The following is a 21110-nucleotide window of genomic DNA, read 5'->3' on the forward strand; positions in this document are numbered from 1 at the left end:
CCGTCCTGACAGGAGAGTTGATCGCCTGATGAGACACGCCCAGAGGAACGCAAATCCGTAGGAGCCGGCTTGCTGGCGAACCCGTTATGTCAGCGACATCCACGTATCTGACGCTCCGCGTTCGCCAGCAAGCCGGCTCCTACAGGTTTGAGACCAGCCGCAAAGATATAAGCCAAGTCGGGGATTCCGCGTTACAGCGCTAAGGCCGCACCATGCAGCCCAACGTTACGCCAGCGCCGTGTCCATCACCATCATCAGGCAGAACCCGACGAGCAAGCCGACGCTGGCGATTTTGTCGTGACCGTTCCGGCGGGATTCGGGGATGATTTCGTGGGTCACCACCAGCAGCATCGCCCCGGCCGCCAGCGCCAGTCCCACCGGCAACAGCAACGCGGCCACTTCCACCAGCCAGGCGCAGAGCACCGCGAACACCGGCTCGACCAACCCGGACGCCGCGCCGATCAGGAAAGCGTTGAGCCGCGACATGCCGGCCGCTGCCAGCACCAGCGCGATCACCAGCCCTTCGGGCACGTCTTGCAGGGCAATGCCCATCGCCAGGCTGTCGGCGTGGGCCAGGCCGCCGCCCGCCGAAACGCCCACCGCCATGCCTTCCGGAATGTTGTGGGCAATGATGGCGATGACAAACAGCCAGATGTTCGAGGGGATCGCCGGTTTCTCGGCCACTGCCGACAACTGTGGCCCTCTGGAAACCAGGGTGTCGACCACAAACAATCCGGCCGCCCCGAGCAGTAGCCCGAAGCTGATCAACGCCCCGGCGCCCCACGGGGTGAAGCCGAGATCGTGGGCAGCGCCAAGGCCCGGCACAATCAACGAAAACGCTGTCGCCGCCAGCATGATGCCGGCGCCGAAACCCAGCAGGCCGTCGGACACCGCCACCGGCATCCCGCGAATCACCAGCACCGGCACGGCGCCCAAGGCAGTGCCCAACGCGCAGATGGCGCCGCCTTCCAGCGCTCGCAACATTCTAGGCTCAAGCGCCATCCACGAAAGTCCCTGACTCACCAGCAAACCGGTGCCGACGAGGACCAGAATCGAGCCCAATGCCAGTCGCAATAACCGCACGCTGCCGAGAGCCAGTATGTCCGAGCGCATAAATCGCCTTATCCGAGGTCTGGGAGTTTTCAGCCGAGCGCCGCAGCGTAGCGCCGGGCAACTTCATCCCAGTTGACGACGTTATAGAACGCGGCGATGTATTCCGGACGACGGTTCTGATAGCGCAGGTAGTACGCATGCTCCCAGACGTCGAGCCCGAGGATTGGCGTGTTGCCGTTCATGAGCGGGCTGTCCTGATTGCCGCTGCTTTCCACGACGAGCTTTTTGCCCGGAGTGACGCTCAACCAGGCCCAGCCGCTGCCGAAACGGGTCAGCGCTGCTTTGGTGAACGCATCCTTGAACGCTTCGAATCCGCCCACTTGTTCGTCGATCGCCGTTGCCAGCGCACCGCCGGGCACACCCCCACCTTGTGGGCTCATGACCTCCCAAAACAGCGAATGGTTGGCATGACCGCCGCCCTGATTGATCACCGCCGGGCGCAGTTTTTCCGGAAGCTCGGCGACGCTGGCGACCAGTTTCTCGATGGGCCATTCCGCGTATTCAGTGCCGTCAACGGCTGCGTTGAGGTTATTGATGTAGGTCTGGTGGTGCTTGCTGTAGTGGATTTCCATGGTCTGCGCGTCGATGTGGGGCTCGAGCGCATCGTAGGCGTAGGGCAAGGCTGGCAAGGTAAAGGGCATGTCAGTGGACTCCGAAAGAGAGGGTGCCGGCGCGAGCAACGTGGTGCTGAAGCGCCGAGCGGGAATGTTCGCCGTTGCTGTTGAGCAGGCGACGGGTACGTGGGTATTCGCCGTATTGGCCGACGAAACCCAAGAGTTCGCTGTAGGTTTTATTACTGTGCCGCAGCGCTGCCTGTCGCAGGGCGGGCGTCATTTGCGGGTCCTGAATCACATTCAACAGGCGCTGATGGACGGCGCAGAGGTATTCGGCGCTCTCCTCCGGCTGACCCAGGCTCAGGTGCAGATCCGCCAGGTTGTGGTGCGAAATCACGAACGCCGCCACGGCTTCATCGGCGACGCTCCAGCGGTCGAACAGCACCTGCGCCAGCGCAAGGGCCTGCAGGTACAGCTCGCGCGCATCGATCAGGTCGCCTCGGTTGAAGCAACTGTTACCGCTCAGGATGGTACGTTTCCATTGCTCCATGGCGCAGGTCCTCACGAGTGGCGCCGGCGATCAGAAGCCGTCGGCAGGGCGTTTTGCGGATTCGATGGCGAGAGTTCTGTGAGAGGAATCGATGGCAGCAGCGCACAGGTCGCCAGGCGCTGGGTGAAGGCCTGAACCCGTTGGTGTTGTGCAGCGGATTCGGCGAGCGCCTGCATGTCCCGCAGCGGACGCCATGCCTGGTCCAGGCACAGACAACGCCAATGCCAGGGCAGCGCGGTATCGCTGGCGGTGTCGATCAGCAGGCGGAAGGCGCTTTCACAGATGAGGGATTTGGGCGTGGCGGTAAAGCGCGCCAGATAGCGACCTTCCGCAAGGTAGTGTTCGATGAGCCGCGGCTCGTCCGGATCCAGCGCGCAACGAATCCGCAGACTCAATGCGCGCCAGTTTTCCAGGTACGGCGACTCGTGCAGAACAGTGCCCATGACCGAGGCCCACTTAACGAATGAGATTCATTATTAAATGAGTTTAAGAATCAAAACAACCCCAGCGACGGATTGAGATCATGCTCTGATCTCAAGAACATCCAACTGTAGGAGCGCGTTTGCCCGCGAATGGCGGTGGATCAGCTCCATTTCCTGTGACTGACACACCGTAATTCGCGGGCAAGCGCGCTCCTACAGGGTTCGGGTGTGACCTAAATCGAAAAACACCCACAAAAAAGGCCCGCGCCGAAATTGGGGCAGGCCTTTGAGATGAAGCGCTAAAGCAGAGCGAACTCAGCTTCCCGCCACCATCATTTTCTCGATCAGCACAGAACCCGTGCGGATGTTGCTGCGCAGCTCCAGATCACTGCCCACGGCGACGATCTGCTTGAACATGTCGCGCATGTTGCCAGCGATGGTCACCTCCTGAACCGCGAACTGGATCTCGCCGTTCTCGACCCAGAAACCCGCCGCACCACGGGAATAATCGCCAGTGACCATGTTCAGCCCGCTGCCCATCAGCTCGGTGACCAGCAGCCCGCGTCCCATTCGGCGGATCAGCGCTGCCTGGTCTTCCGTACCGTGGCTGACGAACAGGTTATGCACGCCCCCCGCGTTCGCGGTGCTCGGCAGACCCAGTTTGCGCCCCGAATACGTGCTGAGGATGTAGGACACCAGATCGCCATTTTCGACGAACGGCTTGGCGTAAGTCGCCAGGCCATCGCCGTCGAAGGCGGAGCTGCCCATGGCGCCGACCAGATGCGGGCGCTCGTCGATGGTCATCCACTCGGGGAACAGGCGCTGGCCGATCGCGCCTTCGAGGAACGAGGATTTGCGGTACAGGTTGCCGCCGGAGATCGCGCCCAGAAAACTGCCGAACAGACCGCCCGCCAGCTCCGCCGAGAACAGCACCGGCACTTCGCAGGTCGGCACTGGCCGTGCGCCCAATCGGCTTGCCGCGCGCTCGGCGGCTTTCTGGCCGATGAGTTTGGCGTCCATCAGTAGCTCGCCACGGCGATTGACGTCGTACCAGTAGTCGCGCTGCATCTGCCCTTCGCCTTCGGCGATCATCACGCAGCTCAGGCTGTGGCGAGTCGAAGCATACCCGCCGATGAAACCGTGACTGTTGCCATACACGCGGCAGCCCTGATGCACGTTCAGCGTGGTGCCGTCGGCGTTTTTGATCCGGCTGTCGGCGTCGAAGGCAGCAGCTTCGCAGATCAGCGCGCGTTCGATGGCCTGCTCGGGGGTGATGTCCCACGGGTGATAAAGATCGAAATCCGGTTGGTCTTTGGCCATCAACGCGGCGTCAGCAAGACCCGAGGCTTCGTCTTCCGAGGTGTGTTTGGCGATGGCCAGCGCGGCGGCAACGGTTTCGCGAATGGCATCGGGGCCGCTCGCGGAAGTGCTGGCCGAACCCTTGCGGTGCCCTACGTACAAGGTGATGCCAAACCCTTGGTCGCGGTTGAATTCGACTGTCTCGACTTCGCGCTGGCGAACCGTGGTGGACAGGCCCTGTTCCAGCGACACGGCGACCTCGCACGCGGTCGCGCCCTGACGTTTGGCTTCAGCGACGATCTGCTCGACCTGCTGCTGCAATGCCGGCAAGGCCTGCGGGCCGACGGTTTCTGATGCACTCATGACGTTCTCCATCAAATTCTGATTTCAGCAGCCGGGCCGGACAATCGGGTCCTGACTGGTTATCATGGCGGCGTTTATTTGCGGACGGCCCCCATGGTTGATTCTTACGACGACTCCTTCGACGGAGAGAAAAGCAAAACCCAGGTCAAACGAGAGCTTCACGCTCTGGTGGAGCTGGGCGAACGCTTGACGACATTCAAGCCCGATGTGCTGGCCAAGCTGCCTCTGACCGACCCTCTGCGTCGGGCATTGGCCGATGCTTCCAAGCACACCGCGCACATTGCGCGCAAACGCCACATCCAATTCATCGGCAAGCTGATGCGCGATCAGGATCTGGATGAAATCCTGGTGCTGCTCGATCAGCTTGACGCCTCTACGCGCCAGTACAACGAGCGCTTCCACAATCTGGAACGCTGGCGTGATCGCCTGGTGACCGGTACCGACGACGTGCTTGAGCAATTCGTCAGTGAATACCCGGACGCCGACCGTCAGCAACTGCGCTCGCTGATCCGTCAGGCTCAGCATGAAGCTGCGCAGAACAAGGCCCCTACCGCGACCCGCAAAATCTTCAAATACATCCGCGAGCTAGACGAAAGCAAACGCGGACTGCGCTAAAAACTGCTGCGCCGTTTGAATCACTCAACCGGCGCAAGCCCCTCGACTATCAAGCCCCGCCTGTGCCGCCAACGGTGATCGCGTCGATCTTCAGCGTGGGCTGACCGACGCCTACCGGAACCGATTGACCGTCCTTGCCGCAGGTGCCGACGCCGCTGTCCAGGGACAGATCGTTGCCGACCATCGACACGCGGCTCATGCATTCCGGCCCGTTGCCAATCAGTGTCGCGCCTTTGACCGGTGCGGTGATTTTGCCGTCTTCGATCAGATAGGCCTCGCTGGTGGAGAACACGAACTTGCCGCTGGTGATGTCCACCTGTCCCCCGCCGAGGTTGGCGCAGTAAATACCGCGCTTGACCGAGGCGATGATTTCCGCCGGATCGCTCTGGCCGCCGAGCATGTACGTGTTGGTCATGCGCGGCATCGGCAGGTGCGCGTAGGACTCGCGACGACCATTACCCGTGCGCGCGACGCCCATCAGCCGTGCATTGAGCTTGTCTTGCATGTAGCCCTTGAGCACGCCGTTTTCGATCAGCGTGGTGCATTCGGTCGGGGTGCCCTCGTCATCGACGGTCAGGGAACCGCGGCGATCGGCCAGGGTGCCGTCATCGACGATGGTGCAGAGCTTGGACGCGACCATCTCGCCCATGCGACCGCTGTAGGCCGAGCTGCCCTTGCGGTTGAAGTCGCCTTCAAGGCCGTGGCCGACCGCTTCGTGCAGCAATACGCCGGACCATCCGGAGCCCAACACCACCGGCAAAGTGCCCGCCGGGGCCGGGATGGCTTCAAGATTGACCAGCGCCTGACGCAGCGCTTCACGGGCATAACCCATGGCGCGGTCGTCGCTGAGGAAATAACGGTAGTCGGTGCGACCGCCGCCGCCATGTCCGCCGCGCTCGCGACGGCCGTTCTGCTCGACGATCACGCTGACGTTGAAACGCACCAACGGACGAACGTCGGCCGCAAGACCACCGTCAGTGGACGCCACAAGGATGCGTTCCCAGACGCCCGCCATGCTCACGGTGACTTGCTGAATCCGCGGGTCCAGCGCACGGGTGGCAGCGTCGACGCGCTTGAGCAGGTCGACTTTCTCGGCGCGGGTCATGACTTCCAGCGGATTGTCCGGCGCGTACAACTGCGCGACGTCCTGGGTGGTGAATGCCTGAACCCGGCCGTTCTGGCCCGCGCGGGAAATCGAGCGCGCAGCCCGGGCTGCCTGGGTCAGGGCTTCAGGGGTGATGGCGTTGCTGTAGGCGAAGCCGGTTTTCTCGCCTGACTGCGCGCGTACACCGACGCCCTGGTCCAGGTTGAAGCTGCCTTCCTTGACGATGCCGTCTTCCAGCGCCCAGGACTCGGAAATCTGCCCCTGAAAATACAGGTCGGCGGCGTCGATGCCTGGGCCGGCCAGCTCGCCGAGCACCGATTGCAGGCTGTCGATGCTCAGGCCGCCTGGTGCCAGAAGGTGTTCGCTGACAGAGGACAAGTGGCTCATATTCACTCCGGGGTATTGGCAGGTCGCACCGCGGCCTGCGAAAAAAATCGCCGGTGATTCGCTACCGGCATGCGCGCCCGTATGGACGCTTGTTCTACGCTGTCTCGTTCGGCCAGCAGCACGGCTTCACCCTGTGCCTGCTCGGCCAGCACGCGGCCCCATGGATCTATGATCGCCGCGTGCCCAAATGTTTCTCTCGGCCCCGGATGAACCCCGCCTTGCGCCGCCGCCAGCAGGTAGCACTGGGTTTCAATGGCCCGGGCGCGCAGCAGAATCTCCCAGTGCGCCTTGCCGGTCACGGCGGTAAAGGCCGACGGCGCGGTGATCAATTCAGCCCCCGCTTCCCGCAGCGCGGTGTATAGCTCGGGAAACCGCAAGTCGTAACACACCGAAAGCCCCAGCCGTCCGACCGGCGTGTCGGCCACCACGATATTATTACCGTGGGCGTAGTCGTCGGATTCCCGGTAACGCCCTCGTGCATCGGCGACATCCACGTCAAACAGATGCAGCTTGTCATAACGGGCGACTTGCTGGCCCTGAGCGTCAATCAGCAATGAACACGCCGTGACTTTGCCATCCGGCTGACCTTCGGGCGGCAGCGGCAAAGTCCCGGCAACTATCCATAAGGTGAGGTCGCGAGCGGCAAGTTTCAACCATGGTAGGATCGGTCCTTCACCAAGGGCCTCGGCGCGGCCGATGGCAGCCACATCCCGCCGGCCCATCGCGGCGAAGTTTTCCGGGAGCACGGCCAGTTTGGCACCCGACGCAGCGGCTTGTTCCAGCAATCTGCGCGCCTGGGCCAGATTGCCGAGCACATCGCTCTGGCTAACCATCTGAATGACTGCGAAGGACATAAGTGATCCCTGATCGATAGAACTGCACTCTACTCCAAGCGCCGATGATCCGGCTCGCCCAGCCGCGCGATTTCATCGTGACTGCACCATTCTTCCCGGCTGAAGCCGGTTCCACTAACACCGCGCGCACCCTGTGGGACTGGCTTTAGCCGGGAAGGCGTCAGGCGTCACCCCGCAGATTTATTGACGTGCCTCACACCTGAATGCAGGAGCGCGCTTGCCCGCGAAAGCGTAGGTACGGACGACCAATATGCGTCGGATGTACCGGCCTCTTCGCGGGCAAGCGCGCTCCTACACCGATCAGCGGCAGACAGTGAACGCTCGTGGCACCCACCGGCCTCTTCCCGGCTGAAGCCGGTCCCACTGACACCGCGCTCACCTAGTGGGACCGGCTTTAGCCGGGAAGGCGTCGGGTGTCACGCCGCAGAGCAATTGACGTGCCGCAGATCTGAATGTAAGAGCGCGCTTGCCCGCGAAAGCGTAGGTACGGACCCCCAATATCCGTCGGATGTACCGGCCTCTTCGCGGGCAAGCGCGCTCCTACACCGATCAGCGGCAGACGATGGATTCTCTTGGCACACACTGGCCTCTTCCCGGCTGAAGCCGGTCCTACATACCGCGCGAACCGTGTAGGACTGGCTTTAGCCGGGAAGGCGTCGGGCGTCACACTGCAAAGGTCTGCGTCGTGCCAAGGCAGTGATCATTGCGGTTTCTCGAAGATCACTGCGGTTTCTCGAATGGCTTGTCGAAGGTGATCTTGGGTTCTTTCCATGGCCCTTCGACCTTGTACTGGACGCTGGCGAAGCGCGACACGCGATCGCCCAACAACTTGTCGACCAGAAACAACGCGCCGCCGATCGCCGGTGCGCCGACGATCAACGCCGCGATTGGCAGGTTATTGGTCACGGGCAGCGTTACCAGCAGCTTGGCGTCGACGCGGTCGCGGACCATGTCCAGCGTGCCGTCCAGTTCCAGGTTGGTGGACGGGCCGGTCATGGTGATTGGATTACGTGTGACGTACACACCATCGCTCGCGACCAGCAAGCCTTTGACCTTGTCGTAGCTCAGCCCCTTGCCCAGCAGGTCGGAGAAGTCCAGACGCAGACGCCGGCCAATTGAATTGAAGTTGAGCAGACCGAACACCCGCAGCGCCTGCGCGCCACCCTCGACCTCAACGAACTGACCGTTCTTCAGCGTCGCATCGAGACTGCCGGAATAACGCTTCAAGCCCACCCACGCAGGCGAACCCGGCCAGCGTCCGTCAGCGTTCAGCTCGAATTCCTGACTGGTCACCGTGGGCGCAAAACCCCAGGCCTTGAGCACATCCGCGAGATTCTTGCCGCTGACCTGGCCCTTGAACCAACTGCTGGTCGTCCCCGGCGTGCCTTCCCAGCCGCCATTGCCCAGCAGCGCAATGCCTTTGAGGCCCAGATTCATATCGGTCATCTGGATGCCGTTCGGCGTCGGGCGGACCTTAAGCGACCACGCGCCCATTAATTGATCGCCTTGAAACAGCTGCGTGATTTTGATGTTCAGCGCGGGGATCTTGCGGGGATCGACATCCGCCAACGGATCCGGAGCGTTTTCCACCACCGCTGCATTCGGATCCGGCGCGGGCAAGCGCACGTAAAGCAGGCTGATGTCTATCGGCGCGGTTTTGCTGTCCGGCAACGTCGCCGTGCCTTTCAACTTCGAGCTGTCCAGCGACAGTGCCCACGCGGTATCACTGCGGTTGAGCTGAACCCCCGCCTGCTCCAGGGTCGTGCCCATCGCGGTCAGCTTGCCGATCTGCAGATCGACGCTATTGAGCAACTGCTTGGCGCTGCCCCCAGGGTCATTGCCGGCATAACGCTCAGCCATGGCTTGCCAGGGCGCGATGTCCAGTTCCGACAACGAGCCGCGCACACGCAACCCCTTGCTGTCCGGCACAATCGCCCCGCCTTCACCGAGGAACAGCTCGCCACGCCCGTCACCGAATTTGCCCGGCGGCGATGCGAACGCGAGGTTGGCGATATTGCCGTAGCCGACGTCGATGCGCCGTTCCGGGCCTTGCAGGTTCATGCGCAAGTCGGTGTCACGCGTGTCATCAGCGGTTTTGCCGAACGGTGCTGGCAGATCGACCGCCAGCCCTTTCAAATTCGAGTTGATCTGCAGCTGACTGGCGTTGCCGCTCAACGTCAGCTGCAACTGATAGGGCAGATCCCCCGAAATCGGCAACGGCTGCGTCACGCCCAGCCAGTCGGTCAGACGCTTGCTGGCAATCTGGCTGCTGGCGGTAATACGCGTCACCGGCGCACCCGGTTTGCCTTCGGCAAAAATCTCGGCATTCACCGGCTTGTCGAACGCGACGGCCTTGATGTTCTTGCCGCTCAGCCCTTTGGTGTAATCGAAGCGGAAATCGCCGCGCAGTTGCGTCAGTTCCAGCACCGGGTCGGCGAGCTTGAGCCGCGAGTTCTCGGTACTGAAATCGACGACGACTTTGGGCTCCTGCCCCTTCACCAGCGGAATATCCAGATTGATATGGCCCTGCAGCGGCCCTTCCGCCTGCCAGCCGGCGAAGGTCTGGCCGGTGCCAATCGGCGCTTCCTGGAGAATCTTCATGCCGTCCTGAAGGCTGCCTTTCAGATCCCCGTCCACCAACAGATGGCTGGACTGGCCGGCCGGGACATGGGGAATGTCCACGGCGACATTGCTGACCTGGGTGTTCAGCAGCTGACCCTTGTTGGCCCGAATGCGCACGCCGCTGTTTTCCACGAACACATCACCGTCCACGTTGTTCAACTGCGGCCACCCTGACTGGAACGCCAGGCTCGCGTTGCGCACCTTGAAGAACAGGCTGATGACCCGCGCCACATCAGGCGCGTCTTTGTTGATCGAGCCCTGATACTGGAAGAACCCCTGATCGACGTTGCCACCCAGAATGGCGGTACGCAGCCACTGATCGAGGGAAGGGCTGAGCACGGCGGGCAGGTACTTGGAAGTGTAGCGACCGTCGCCGTCGACCAGCCCGACGCGCAGGTCCATGTAGTCTTCCTGGCTGTGGTCGAAGTGCAGGCGGATCAGGAAATCGCTGGCGATATTGCCCTCCTCCCCCTGGACCTTGATGTACGGCGCAACCAGCGTGAAGCCCTGATCGTCCAGCGACCAGGTCAGCTTTGCGTTGGCATGACGGTACTTCCATTCATTACGGAAGATCGGGTCCAGGTGCAGCATGAAATCGTCGGTGTCGAGGCGCAGCTCGCCCTGGCCCAGATCCCCGCTGATGGCACCGCTGACGTTCCCTGCTGCCGGCGCGCCGTGGTAGGCGTCGAAACCGACCTTGTCCAGATTGGCGGCGAAGCTCACTCGTTTCGGGGGCTCGGCTTGCGGTCGGTAATCCACCAGCACGTTGCGCAGCCCGCCGGTGACTTTCAGCCGGTCGACCGCCACCATCACTTTGTCGGGCAACGGCGCGAGAGAGTCCAGCAGCGGCGTGATCGGCGTCAGGTCAAGCCGGTCAGCCTGGACGTGCCACAGCTCTTCGGCGTCGGCCGTCGCGGCGGTCTGCTGCAGATGCACGCGACTTTCCCAGCGCTTGCTGTTCAGGTCCATCGCCAATGAGTCGAGCGTGGTGCTGAAGCCTTTTTCGTCGCGCACAAACCAGGCGTTGAGGGCCAGATTATCGATGCGCGCAGGCTTGCGGTCAGCGTAGGCGCCCTTGAATTGCGGCGCATTCAAGCGGGCAACGGCGCTTTGCAGATTGCCCTTGCCCCAGTTGAGCCACAACTCGCCGCCGGCCTTGAGCTTCTGAATTTTCCAGTCGCGGGTCAGGCTCTTCGGCAACCATTGCGACCACTCGCTTTGCGGCAAGCTCAAGTACGCTTGGGCCTCGCCGTCGCGCCACTCGTGGGCGCGAACAGTGGAGCGGACGTTCAGCGACAGCGGCTGGCCGTCGGGCAGGTTCAGGCGAGCGTCGAGGCGCTGATGCAGGCTGCCGGTTTTGAGCGTCAAGCTCACGTAGGTCAGCGTCAGGGGCGCATGTTCATAGGGCTGCAAGGTGATCTGGCTGTCGAACAGCGACAGGTGCGAGACCATTTGCATCTGATTGAGAATTTTCTCGGGATCGGCGACCTGATCGGGCTGTACAGGTAAGCCTTGTAGTGCCCAGTGGCCGGTCTGGTCTTCTTTCAGGCCGATCTGCAGGCCGTCCAGCTCAAGCCGTTCGAGGCGCACTTCGCGGGTACGCAGGCTGGCGAGCAGGTCCGGCATGGCCCGTACGTGATCGAGCCGAACGGCATTGCCGCCCTCACCGATCATCACGTCACGGGCGACGAACACCGGGGCGAAACCGCTCCAGCTGCCTTCCAGCCGGCCAATGCTCACCGGCATGCCCAGCGCGGTCTGCGCCTCGGCTTCAACGTCGGCGCGGTATTCGGCCACCATCGGCACCAATTGACGGCCGACGCTCACGTACAGCGCGACCAGCACCACGAAAAAGGCGCACAGACTCAGCGCCCAACGGGTCAGCACAGCCAGAAACCGGGTCAGACGCTCCATGTCGCTACGCCTCCGCAAAAACCGCCTGCAGATGGCATCCGGCCCAATCGTGCAGGTGCGGGTACGTCCAGGTTGTGCTCAATCGCCACGCGTTGTTCTCGTTGGACGGCATCCGTTCCGTCTGCCTCAAGGGCACTGTTTACTGTATTCCACTGCACCGCCACTCGGCAGCGAGGCGCATCACGCACTCTCAGAGCAGCACGACGTCATATTGTTCCTGGGAGTACATGGTCTCGACCTGAAAGCGAATGGTCCTGCCAATGAACACTTCCAGCTCGGCCACATTGCCGGATTCTTCGTCGAGCAGCCGGTCGACCACTTTCTGATTGGCCAGCACCCGGTAGCCCACTGCCTGATAAGCGCGGGCTTCGCGCAGGATCTCGCGGAATATCTCGTAGCAGATGGTTTCCGGGGTCTTCAGCTTGCCACGGCCCTGGCAACTGCTGCACGGCTCGCACAGCACTTGCTCCAGACTTTCCCGGGTGCGCTTGCGCGTCATCTGCACCAGACCCAGTTCGGTGATGCCAATGATGTTGGTTTTGGCGTGATCGCGCTCGAGCTGTTTTTCGAGAGTCCGCAGCACCTGGCGCTGGTGCTCGGCGTCTTCCATGTCGATGAAATCGATGATGATGATGCCGCCGATATTGCGCAGCCGCAGCTGTCGGGCAATGGCGATCGCCGCTTCAAGATTGGTCTTGAAGATGGTCTCTTCGAGGTTGCGATGACCGACGAACGCACCGGTGTTCACGTCGATGGTGGTCATGGCTTCGGCAGGATCGATCACCAGATAGCCGCCGGACTTGAGCGGCACCTTGCGGTCCAGCGCCCGCTGAATTTCATCCTCGACGCCGTACAGGTCGAAAATCGGCCGCTCGCCGGGATAGTGCTCAAGGCGGTCGGCGATTTCAGGCATCAACTCAGCCACAAACTGGGTGGTCTTCTGGAACGTCTCGCGGGAATCGATACGAATCTTCTCGGTGCGCGGGCTGACCAGATCTCGCAACGTGCGCAGCGCCAGACCGAGGTCTTCGTAGATCACGCTGGCCGGGCTGATGGTCTTGATCTGCTCGCCAATTTGATCCCACAGCCTGCGCAGGTAGCGGATGTCCATCATGATCTCGTCGGCGCCCGCACCTTCGGCAGCCGTGCGCAGGATGAACCCGCCCTTCTCCTTGATCCCTTCCTTGGCGACGCAATCGCTGACCACTTGTTTAAGGCGCTCGCGCTCGGCTTCGTCTTCGATTTTCAGGGAAATGCCGACGTGGGCCGTGCGCGGCATGTACACAAGGTAGCGCGACGGGATCGACAGTTGAGTCGTCAACCGCGCGCCTTTGCTGCCGATCGGGTCCTTGGTGACCTGCACCACCAAACTCTGGCCGTCGTGGACCAGCGAGCTGATGGTCTCAACGGCCGGGCCTTCGCGCATGGAGATTTCCGATGCGTGAATGAACGCCGCGCGGTCAAGCCCGATGTCGATAAACGCCGCCTGCATGCCAGGCAGCACGCGCACGACCTTGCCCTTGTAGATATTGCCCACGATCCCGCGACGCTGGGTGCGTTCGACGTGCACCTCTTGCAACACCCCGTTCTCAACGACCGCCACGCGCGATTCCATCGGCGTGATGTTGATCAGAATCTCTTCACTCATGACTTGTCACCTTCCGGGCGTTGCCAACAGGGTATGCCGAAACGCTGGAGGATTTCTGCGGTTTCGCACAAGGGCAAACCGACCACGGCGGAATAACTGCCACTGAGGTTTTCCACGAACACGGCGCCCAGCCCTTGAATGCCATAGCCGCCGGCCTTGTCGCAGGGCTCGCCGCTGGCCCAGTAACGGCGGGCCTCGTCTTCCGGGATCGCCCGGAAACGGACACGGCTGGTGACGGTCCGGGTTTCGCAGCGCTCTTCGTGAACCACGGCAATGGCGGTCAGGACGTCGTGTTCCCGGTTCGACAGTGCGGCAAGCATCGCCAGCGCCTCGGCTTCGTCCGCCGGTTTGCCGAGGATGCGGCCGTCGAGGACCACGGCGGTGTCGGCGCCCAGAACGCAGGCGGTCGGGTAGGCGGGATCGTTGGCGAGCTGCAGCAGCCCGGCATCCGCCTTGCCACGGGCCAGCCGCAAGACGTAGGCGGCAGGGGTTTCATTGGCCAGAGGGGTTTCGTCGATGTCGGCGCTGAGGGTCGTGAACGGCACGCCGATCTGGGTCAGCAGCTCACGACGGCGCGGGGAGCCGGAGGCAAGAAGAAGTTGGGGCATGGGACGTCTCCGTGTCGTTGATCACAAGCGTAGCCTTGGTGCACACCGCTGAAGTGAGGATGCTCACACCGGCCTCTTCCCGGCTGAAGCCGGTCCCACTAAAACATCCCGTTCAAATTGTGGGACCGGCTTTAGCCGGGAAAGCGTCGGGTGTCACGCCGCAGAATTGAGGGTGCTCACACTGGCCTCTTCCCGGCTGAAGCCGGTCCTACAAAAAACCGGCAGATGCCGTTCCCAATTACTTAGTTGATCTTCAAACGCAGACGCAATCCGCGCAGGCCGTAGCTGACCCATGGCCAGAGCAATGCGCTGACCAGGGCTGGCAGCACCAGCGCCAGGGTCGGCTGACGGTTGCCGGTAAGGGCACTGAGCCACAACTGGACCAGCTGCGCGAGGCCGAAGATCACCAGGATCACCAGGCACTGCTGCCACATCGGGAACATGCGCAAGCGCTGCTGCAGCGACAGCACCAGAAAGGTAATCAGCGTGAGGATCAAGGCGTTCTGCCCCAGCAACGTCCCGTAGAGCACATCCTCGGCCAGCCCCAGCATCCACGCCGTGACCATGCCGATCTTGTGCGGCAACGCCAATGCCCAGAAGGCCAGCAGCAATGCGAGCCAGAGCGGGCGAAATATTTCCATGAACTGCGGCAGCGGCGAAACGCTGAGCAGCAGGCCGATGGCGAAGGTCAGCCAGACCACCCAGCCGTTTCGTGCGGGAGCATGACGGGCCATTATTCTTCCCTCTCGCGTGGAGCGGCCGGGGTAGCAGCAGGTGTCGCCGGTCGGGTTGCGGCAGGCTTCGCCGCAGGTTTGGCGGCTGGCTTGCTGGTCGCGGGCTTCGCAGGCGTGGTGGCCGCCGGTGCGGTGGTCGCCGGCGCCGACGCAGTGTTGGCGTTGGCCGGCGTCGACGAAGAGCTGTGCCCGGCCGTTTTAGGCACGGTGGCCGGAACCACCGGTTTGCTCGGCGTCGCGGCAGGGGCGGCACCCGGCACAGTGGCCGATGGCACTGCCGACGGATCAGCCGCCTGACGATCAAGGGATTCCTGCTGCTGCGCGGCGTCGGCAGCGCGCTCTTCAGGGGAACGGCCGTCGGAGAACACCAGCAGCAGGTAACGGCTGCGGTTCAGAGCAGCGGTCGGCACTGCTCGCACGATGGCGAAGGGCTGACCGGAGTCGTGAATCACTTCCTTGACCGTCGCCACCGGGTAACCCGCCGGGAAACGCTGGCCCAGGCCGGAACTCACCAGCAGGTCGCCTTCCTTGATGTCAGCGGTGTCCGCCACATGGCGCAGCTCAAGGCGTTCCGGGTTGCCGGTGCCGCTGGCAATCGCGCGCAGTCCGTTACGGTTCACCTGCACCGGAATGCTGTGTGTGGTGTCGGTCAGCAGCAGCACGCGGGATGTATAGGGCATCAACTCGACCACCTGACCCATCAGGCCGCGTGCATCGAGCACTGGCTGACCGAGGACCACACCGTCGCGCTCACCCTTGTTGATGATGATCCGGTGGGTGAACGGATTGGGGTCCATGCCGATCAGCTCGGCGACTTCGACTTTCTCGTTGACCAGCGCCGACGAATTAAGCAACTCGCGCAGACGCACGTTCTGCTCGGTCAGGGCGGCCAGCTTTTGCAGGCGGCCCTGGAGCAGCAGGTTTTCGGTCTTGAGTTTTTCGTTTTCGGCGGCGAGCTCGGTGCGGCTGCCAAACTGGCTGGCGACGCCCTGATACAGACGCTCGGGCAGGTCGGCAATCCAGTAAGACTGCATCAGCACCAGCGACATCTGACTGCGGACAGGCTTGAGCAGGGTGAAGCGCGCGTCCACGACCATGATGGCCACCGACAGCACGACCAGCACCAGTAGACGGACGCCCAGGGACGGGCCCTTGGAGAAAAGCGGTTTAATGGGCCGCTCCTTCCAGAGATGCGTGGGTGGGGCTGTGCTTATTCATGCGACATGAAACCGGCCTGATGCGGGTTGATGGAAATGCAGGGCGTCAGACTTGCAACATCGCTGCGCGACGTCAACAGGTCGGACACGAACAGGCAGCACTGTGAGGTGCTGCCCGTTAAGCGCAACATGCTGCGTTCCGGCGACTTATTCGCTGGAGAGCAGGTCCATGGTGTGCTTGTCCATCATTTCCAGCGCACGACCACCGCCACGCGCGACGCAGGTGAGCGGGTCTTCGGCAACGATCACCGGCAGACCGGTTTCCTGGGCCAGCAGCTTGTCGAGGTCACGCAGCAACGCGCCACCACCGGTCAGCACCAGACCACGCTCGGCGATGTCCGAGGCCAGCTCTGGCGGGGATTGCTCCAGCGCGCTCTTCACGGCCTGAACGATGGTTGCCAGGGATTCCTGCAACGCTTCCAGCACTTCGTTGGAGTTCAGGGTGAAGGCACGTGGCACGCCTTCCGCCAGGTTGCGACCGCGTACGTCGACTTCACGCACTTCGCCGCCCGGGTAAGCCGTGCCGATTTCCTGCTTGATGCGCTCGGCGGTGGACTCGCCGATCAGGCTGCCGTAGTTGCGACGCACGTAAGTGATGATCGCTTCGTCGAAACGGTCGCCACCCACACGGACGGACTCGGCATACACGACGCCGTTCAGGGAGATCAGCGCGATTTCAGTGGTACCGCCACCGATGTCGACAACCATCGAGCCGCGGGCCTCTTCGACCGGCAGGCCGGCACCGATGGCAGCAGCCATTGGCTCTTCGATCAGGAATACTTCACGTGCACCGGCGCCCAGCGCGGATTCGCGGATGGCACGGCGCTCGACCTGAGTCGATTTGCAGGGAACGCAGATCAGCACACGAGGGCTTGGCTGCAGGAAGCTGTTCTCATGAACCTTGTTGATGAAGTACTGAAGCATTTTTTCGCAGACGCTGAAGTCGGCGATGACGCCGTCCTTCATCGGGCGAATGGCGGCGATGTTGCCCGGGGTACGGCCCAGCATCCGCTTGGCTTCCATCCCGACAGCAACAACGCTCTTCTGATTTCCGTGGGTCCGAATGGCCACAACTGATGGCTCATTCAGCACAATACCGCGCTCACGCACGTAAATAAGGGTGTTGGCAGTGCCCAGGTCGATGGAAAGATCGCTGGAAAACATGCCACGCAGTTTCTTGAACATGGGGAAAGGACCCTAGGCAACGCGTGGGTAAAAAAGTGCGGCAAACTCTAACAACGACAGGGATTTTGGGCAAGGAGCCAATATGTTAAATTGGCGGTTTTTCCGAGCACTACCCTGGAAGATCGCGGCCTTATGACCGTTTAAAGGGCGTAGTGTTCCGCAATCTGACGTACGGCCTGGCCCGTCCGCATTCCACTGGAGAACCCCATGGCGCTTGATCGCTCCGACGTGGAAAAAATCGCTCATCTGGCCCGACTGGGCCTCAATGACGCCGATATCCCGCGTACTACTGAAGCACTTAACAGCATTCTCGGGCTGATTGACCAGATGCAGGCGGTCGATACCACCGGCATCGAGCCCCTCGCGCATCCCCTTGAAGCCTCGCAACGGCTGCGTGTAGACGCCGTTACCGAGATCAATCATCGCGATACCTATCAAGCCATCGCACCAGCGGTCCAAGACGGCCTTTATCTGGTTCCGAAAGTCCTCGACTAAGGGAATGTGCCTGCAATGCATCAAATGACTCTGGCAGAGATCGCTCGCGGACTCGCCGATAAACAGTTTTCTTCCGAAGAATTGACCCGCACTCTGCTGGCGCGCATCGCCCAGCTGGATCCGCAGCTCAATAGTTTCATTACCGTCACCGAAGACCTGGCGATCACCCAGGCTCAGGCCGCTGACGCCCGTCGCGCGGCAGGCGAAACCGGCGCGCTGCTGGGTGCTCCCCTGGCGCACAAGGACCTCTTCTGCACCAAGGGCATTCGCACCAGTTGCGCGTCGAAAATGCTCGACAACTTCAAGGCGCCCTACGACGCCACGGTGGTTGCCAGGCTCGCCGCCGCCGGCACCGTGACGCTGGGCAAGACCAACATGGACGAATTCGCCATGGGGTCGGCCAATGAATCCAGCCACTATGGCGCGGTGAAAAACCCGTGGAATCTGGATCACGTCCCGGGCGGTTCGTCCGGCGGTTCGGCGGCAGCGGTCGCAGCGCGTTTGCTGCCTGGTGCCACCGGTACTGACACTGGCGGTTCCATTCGCCAGCCTGCCGCGCTGACCAACCTGACCGGCCTTAAGCCGACGTACGGTCGCGTGTCGCGCTGGGGGATGATCGCTTACGCTTCCAGCCTCGATCAGGCCGGCCCGATGGCGCGTACCGCTGAAGACTGCGCATTGCTGCTGCAAGGCATGGCCGGTTTCGACGTCAACGACTCCACCAGCATCGACGAGCCCGTACCGGATTACAGCGCAGGCCTGAATGCCTCGCTGCAAGGCCTGCGTATTGGCGTGCCGAAGGAGTACTTCAGCGCAGGTCTCGACCCGCGTATCGCCGATCTGGTCATGGCCAGCGTCGAAGCGCTGAAAAAGCTCGGCGCAGTGGTCAAGGAAATCAGCCTGCCGAACCTGCAACACGCGATTCCGGCTTATTACGTGATCGCGCCGGCCGAGGCTTCTTCCAACCTGTCGCGTTTCGACGGCGTGCGCTTCGGCTATCGCTGCGAAGACCCGAAAGACCTCACCGATCTGTACAAGCGCTCCCGTGGCGAAGGCTTCGGCCCTGAAGTGCAGCGCCGGATCCTGGTCGGTGCCTACGCGCTGTCGGCCGGTTACTACGACGCTTACTACTTGCAGGCGCAGAAAATCCGCCGCCTGATCAAGAACGACTTCATGAACGCGTTTGCCGACGTCGACGTGATCCTCGGCCCGACCACGCCGAACCCGGCCTGGAAAATCGGCGCCAAGAATGCCGACCCGATCGCCGAGTACCTGGAAGATTTCTACACCATCACCGCCAACCTCGCGGGCCTGCCCGGCCTGTCGATGCCTGCCGGTTTTGCCGACGGCCTGCCGGTGGGCGTGCAATTGCTGGCGCCGTATTTCCAGGAAGGCCGCTTGCTGAACGTTGCCCATCAATATCAGCAAGTAACCGATTGGCACACTCGCTCGCCGGCTGGCTTCTAAGGAGAAAACACATGCAATGGGAAGTCGTCATCGGGCTGGAGATTCACACCCAGCTCACCACCCAATCGAAGATTTTCTCCGGTAGCGCCACTACGTTCGGCTCCGAGCCGAACACTCAGGCCAGCCTCGTCGACCTGGGCATGCCCGGCACGTTGCCGGTGCTGAACAAGGAAGCCGTGCAGATGGCGGTGAAGTTTGGCCTGGCCATCGACGCCGAGATCGGTCAGCACAACGTGTTCGCCCGCAAGAACTACTTCTACCCGGACCTGCCGAAGGGTTATCAGATCAGCCAGATGGAATTGCCGATCGTTGGCAAAGGTCACCTGGACATCACCCTGGAAGACGGCACCATCAAGCGCATCGGCGTGACCCGCGCCCACCTTGAAGAGGACGCCGGCAAGAGCCTGCACGAAGACTACAGCGGCATGACCGGCATCGACCTGAACCGCGCCGGTACGCCGTTGCTGGAGATCGTTTCCGAGCCGGACATGCGTTCGGCCAAAGAAGCCGTCGCCTACGTCAAGGCGATGCACGCGCTGGTTCGCTACCTGGGCATCTGCGACGGCAACATGGCCGAAGGCTCGCTGCGCTGCGACTGCAACGTGTCGATTCGCCCGAAAGGCCAGGTCGAGTACGGGACGCGCTGCGAGATCAAGAACGTCAACTCGTTCCGCTTCATCGAGAAGGCGATCAACAGCGAGATCCAGCGTCAGATCGACCTGATCGAAGACGGCGGCAAGGTCATTCAGCAGACCCGCCTGTACGACCCGAACACCAACGAAACCCGCGCCATGCGCAGCAAAGAGGAAGCCAACGACTACCGTTACTTTCCCGATCCTGACCTGTTGCCGGTGATCATCGAAGACGCGTTTCTGGAGCAGACTCGCGCCACCCTGCCGGAACTGCCACCGCAGAAACGCGAGCGCTTCCAGTCGCAGTTCGGCCTGTCGCTGTATGACGCGAGCGTGCTGGCGTCCAGCCGCGAACAGGCGGATTTCTTCGAGAAGGTCGTCAGCATTTCCGGTGACGCCAAGCTCGCGGCCAACTGGGTGATGGTCGAGTTGGGTTCGTTGCTGAACAAGCAAGGCGTCGAGATCGACGAGTCGCCGGTCAGTGCCGAGCAACTGGGCGGGATGCTGCTGCGCATCAAGGACAACACCATTTCCGGCAAGATTGCGAAGATGGTGTTTGAGGGCATGGCTAACGGTGAAGGCAGCGCCGACGAGATCATCGATCAGCGCGGTCTGAAGCAAGTCACCGACAGCGGCGCCATCGAGTCGATGCTGGACGACGTCCTCGCCGCCAACGCCGAACAGGTTGAACAGTACCGCGCGGCCGATGAAGCCAAACGCGGCAAGATGTTCGGCTTCTTCGTCGGGCAAGCGATGAAGGCCTCGAAAGGCAAGGCCAACCCGGGCCAGGTCAACGAACTGCTGAAGCGCAAGCTGGAAGGCTGAGTGCACAACCTGTAGGAGTGACCGGGGTGGCGCTCCTACAGGGAACTGCGTTTACTCGTTATCAGCACATTTCTGTAGGGACCCTCCCCATGCGGCGAATCCTCGGCGCTTGCGCCCTGCTCTCTCTGCTGGCCGGCTGTGCCAGTGACGGCATCATCGACCCGCACGGTTACAACGACACCGGCGGCGCCTCCTATTACGGCTCGCAACATCACGGTCAGCGCACCGCCAGCGGTGAACGCTTCGACGCCAATTCCCTGACCGCCGCGCATCGGCAATTGCCGTTCGGCACGCGCGTGCAAGTCACCAATCTGGACAACGACCGCAAGGTGATCGTCCGTATCAACGACCGCGGCCCGCACACCCGGGGGCGGCTGATCGATGTGTCACGTGCAGCCGCCGCGCAATTGGGTATGCTGCGCAGCGGAACCGCCCAAGTGCGGGTACAAGCCCTCGACGACTGACTGGTGCCCTGAATTCTCGCCCTAACGAATCTGCCCT

General features: G+C 62.2%; 18 protein-coding genes. 5 read left to right on the plus strand and 13 right to left on the minus strand.

Annotation, left to right across the window (positions count from 1 at the left end):
- Positions 1–225: 225 nt before the first annotated feature.
- The 5 genes from EC919_RS20870 to pmbA form a co-directional block, all read right to left on the minus strand.
- On the minus strand, positions 226–1113 hold the full coding sequence (locus tag EC919_RS20870; RefSeq protein ID WP_133776240.1) for a ZIP family metal transporter: 888 nt from the start codon (positions 1111–1113) through the stop codon (positions 226–228).
- Positions 1114–1142: 29 nt separating this feature from the next.
- On the minus strand, positions 1143–1754 hold the full coding sequence (locus tag EC919_RS20875) for a superoxide dismutase (RefSeq protein ID WP_133776241.1): 612 nt from the start codon (positions 1752–1754) through the stop codon (positions 1143–1145).
- 1 nt (position 1755) lies between these two features.
- Positions 1756–2217, minus strand: a complete 462-nt coding sequence (locus EC919_RS20880) for a hypothetical protein (RefSeq protein WP_133776242.1) — start codon at positions 2215–2217, stop codon at positions 1756–1758.
- Between the two features lie 11 nt (positions 2218–2228).
- Positions 2229–2660, minus strand: coding sequence for a FagA protein (locus tag EC919_RS20885; protein ID WP_133776243.1), 432 nt, complete (start codon positions 2658–2660; stop codon positions 2229–2231).
- A gap of 294 nt (positions 2661–2954) precedes the next feature.
- Positions 2955–4301, minus strand: coding sequence for a metalloprotease PmbA (pmbA, locus tag EC919_RS20890; RefSeq protein WP_133776244.1), 1347 nt, complete (start codon positions 4299–4301; stop codon positions 2955–2957).
- 93 nt (positions 4302–4394) lie between these two features.
- Between pmbA and yjgA the strand changes: the two genes are divergently transcribed.
- On the plus strand, positions 4395–4916 hold the full coding sequence (gene yjgA / locus EC919_RS20895) for a ribosome biogenesis factor YjgA (protein ID WP_133776245.1): 522 nt from the start codon (positions 4395–4397) through the stop codon (positions 4914–4916).
- Positions 4917–4965: 49 nt separating this feature from the next.
- On the opposite strand, the gene tldD is transcribed toward yjgA, so the two are convergent.
- From tldD to mreB, 8 genes are all read right to left on the minus strand, one after another.
- Positions 4966–6408 (minus strand): metalloprotease TldD, encoded by a 1443-nt coding sequence (gene tldD / locus EC919_RS20900; RefSeq protein ID WP_133776246.1) that lies wholly within the window; start codon positions 6406–6408, stop codon positions 4966–4968.
- 2 nt (positions 6409–6410) lie between these two features.
- Positions 6411–7262 (minus strand): carbon-nitrogen hydrolase family protein, encoded by an 852-nt coding sequence (locus tag EC919_RS20905; protein ID WP_133776247.1) that lies wholly within the window; start codon positions 7260–7262, stop codon positions 6411–6413.
- A 720-nt stretch (positions 7263–7982) separates the two neighbouring features.
- Positions 7983–11798, minus strand: a complete 3816-nt coding sequence (locus EC919_RS20910; protein WP_133776248.1) for a YhdP family protein — start codon at positions 11796–11798, stop codon at positions 7983–7985.
- A 190-nt stretch (positions 11799–11988) separates the two neighbouring features.
- Positions 11989–13446: a ribonuclease G gene (gene rng, locus EC919_RS20915; RefSeq protein ID WP_133776249.1), complete on the minus strand. Its 1458-nt coding sequence runs from the start codon at positions 13444–13446 to the stop codon at positions 11989–11991.
- A complete protein-coding gene (locus EC919_RS20920; protein ID WP_133776250.1) occupies positions 13443–14054 on the minus strand; it encodes a Maf family protein in 612 nt (203 codons plus the stop codon). The genes rng and EC919_RS20920 overlap by 4 nt, the downstream gene beginning before the upstream one ends.
- Before the next feature lie 242 nt (positions 14055–14296).
- Positions 14297–14788 (minus strand): rod shape-determining protein MreD, encoded by a 492-nt coding sequence (gene mreD, locus EC919_RS20925; protein WP_065990112.1) that lies wholly within the window; start codon positions 14786–14788, stop codon positions 14297–14299.
- Positions 14788–15930 carry a rod shape-determining protein MreC gene (gene mreC, locus EC919_RS20930; RefSeq protein WP_243842307.1) on the minus strand — a complete coding sequence of 381 codons (1143 nt, stop codon included), beginning with the start codon at positions 15928–15930 and terminating at the stop codon, positions 14788–14790. Before mreC ends, mreD begins: the two co-directional genes overlap by 1 nt.
- A 222-nt stretch (positions 15931–16152) precedes the next feature.
- Complete coding sequence (gene mreB / locus EC919_RS20935) at positions 16153–17190, minus strand: rod shape-determining protein MreB (RefSeq protein WP_020292894.1); 1038 nt, start codon at positions 17188–17190, stop codon at positions 16153–16155.
- Between the two features lie 207 nt (positions 17191–17397).
- On the opposite strand from mreB, the gene gatC reads away from it, so the two are divergent.
- The 4 genes from gatC to EC919_RS20955 all read left to right on the plus strand — a co-directional run bounded on the left by gatC (position 17398) and on the right by EC919_RS20955 (position 21073).
- A complete protein-coding gene (gene gatC, locus EC919_RS20940; protein WP_065990114.1) occupies positions 17398–17685 on the plus strand; it encodes an Asp-tRNA(Asn)/Glu-tRNA(Gln) amidotransferase subunit GatC in 288 nt (95 codons plus the stop codon).
- A gap of 15 nt (positions 17686–17700) precedes the next feature.
- A complete protein-coding gene (gatA, locus tag EC919_RS20945; protein WP_133776252.1) occupies positions 17701–19152 on the plus strand; it encodes an Asp-tRNA(Asn)/Glu-tRNA(Gln) amidotransferase subunit GatA in 1452 nt (483 codons plus the stop codon).
- An 11-nt stretch (positions 19153–19163) separates the two neighbouring features.
- Positions 19164–20609 (plus strand): Asp-tRNA(Asn)/Glu-tRNA(Gln) amidotransferase subunit GatB, encoded by a 1446-nt coding sequence (gene gatB / locus EC919_RS20950; RefSeq protein WP_065990118.1) that lies wholly within the window; start codon positions 19164–19166, stop codon positions 20607–20609.
- Between the two features lie 89 nt (positions 20610–20698).
- Positions 20699–21073, plus strand: coding sequence for a septal ring lytic transglycosylase RlpA family protein (locus tag EC919_RS20955; RefSeq protein WP_133776253.1), 375 nt, complete (start codon positions 20699–20701; stop codon positions 21071–21073).
- Positions 21074–21110 lie beyond the last annotated feature (37 nt).

The sequence above is a fragment of the Pseudomonas graminis genome (genome assembly GCF_004364335.1).
Lineage (GTDB): Bacteria > Pseudomonadota > Gammaproteobacteria > Pseudomonadales > Pseudomonadaceae > Aquipseudomonas > Aquipseudomonas graminis_D.

Excerpts from the sequence above, each read along its gene's own strand:
- yjgA (WP_133776245.1), top strand. The coding sequence starts at position 4,395 with ATGGTTGATTCTTACGACGACTCCTTCGACGGAGAGAAAAGCAAAACC.
- gatB (WP_065990118.1), top strand. The coding sequence starts at position 19,164 with ATGCAATGGGAAGTCGTCATCGGGCTGGAGATTCACACCCAGCTCACC.
- rng (WP_133776249.1), bottom strand. The coding sequence starts at position 13,446 with ATGAGTGAAGAGATTCTGATCAACATCACGCCGATGGAATCGCGCGTG.
- EC919_RS20875 (WP_133776241.1), bottom strand. The coding sequence starts at position 1,754 with ATGCCCTTTACCTTGCCAGCCTTGCCCTACGCCTACGATGCGCTCGAG.
- pmbA (WP_133776244.1), bottom strand. The coding sequence starts at position 4,301 with ATGAGTGCATCAGAAACCGTCGGCCCGCAGGCCTTGCCGGCATTGCAG.
- mreB (WP_020292894.1), bottom strand. The coding sequence starts at position 17,190 with ATGTTCAAGAAACTGCGTGGCATGTTTTCCAGCGATCTTTCCATCGAC.
- EC919_RS20885 (WP_133776243.1), bottom strand. The coding sequence starts at position 2,660 with ATGGGCACTGTTCTGCACGAGTCGCCGTACCTGGAAAACTGGCGCGCA.
- EC919_RS20880 (WP_133776242.1), bottom strand. The coding sequence starts at position 2,217 with ATGGAGCAATGGAAACGTACCATCCTGAGCGGTAACAGTTGCTTCAAC.
- mreD (WP_065990112.1), bottom strand. The coding sequence starts at position 14,788 with ATGGCCCGTCATGCTCCCGCACGAAACGGCTGGGTGGTCTGGCTGACC.
- EC919_RS20955 (WP_133776253.1), top strand. The coding sequence starts at position 20,699 with ATGCGGCGAATCCTCGGCGCTTGCGCCCTGCTCTCTCTGCTGGCCGGC.
- gatC (WP_065990114.1), top strand. The coding sequence starts at position 17,398 with ATGGCGCTTGATCGCTCCGACGTGGAAAAAATCGCTCATCTGGCCCGA.
- gatA (WP_133776252.1), top strand. The coding sequence starts at position 17,701 with ATGCATCAAATGACTCTGGCAGAGATCGCTCGCGGACTCGCCGATAAA.
- EC919_RS20910 (WP_133776248.1), bottom strand. The coding sequence starts at position 11,798 with ATGGAGCGTCTGACCCGGTTTCTGGCTGTGCTGACCCGTTGGGCGCTG.
- EC919_RS20870 (WP_133776240.1), bottom strand. The coding sequence starts at position 1,113 with ATGCGCTCGGACATACTGGCTCTCGGCAGCGTGCGGTTATTGCGACTG.
- EC919_RS20905 (WP_133776247.1), bottom strand. The coding sequence starts at position 7,262 with ATGTCCTTCGCAGTCATTCAGATGGTTAGCCAGAGCGATGTGCTCGGC.
- tldD (WP_133776246.1), bottom strand. The coding sequence starts at position 6,408 with ATGAGCCACTTGTCCTCTGTCAGCGAACACCTTCTGGCACCAGGCGGC.
- EC919_RS20920 (WP_133776250.1), bottom strand. The coding sequence starts at position 14,054 with ATGCCCCAACTTCTTCTTGCCTCCGGCTCCCCGCGCCGTCGTGAGCTG.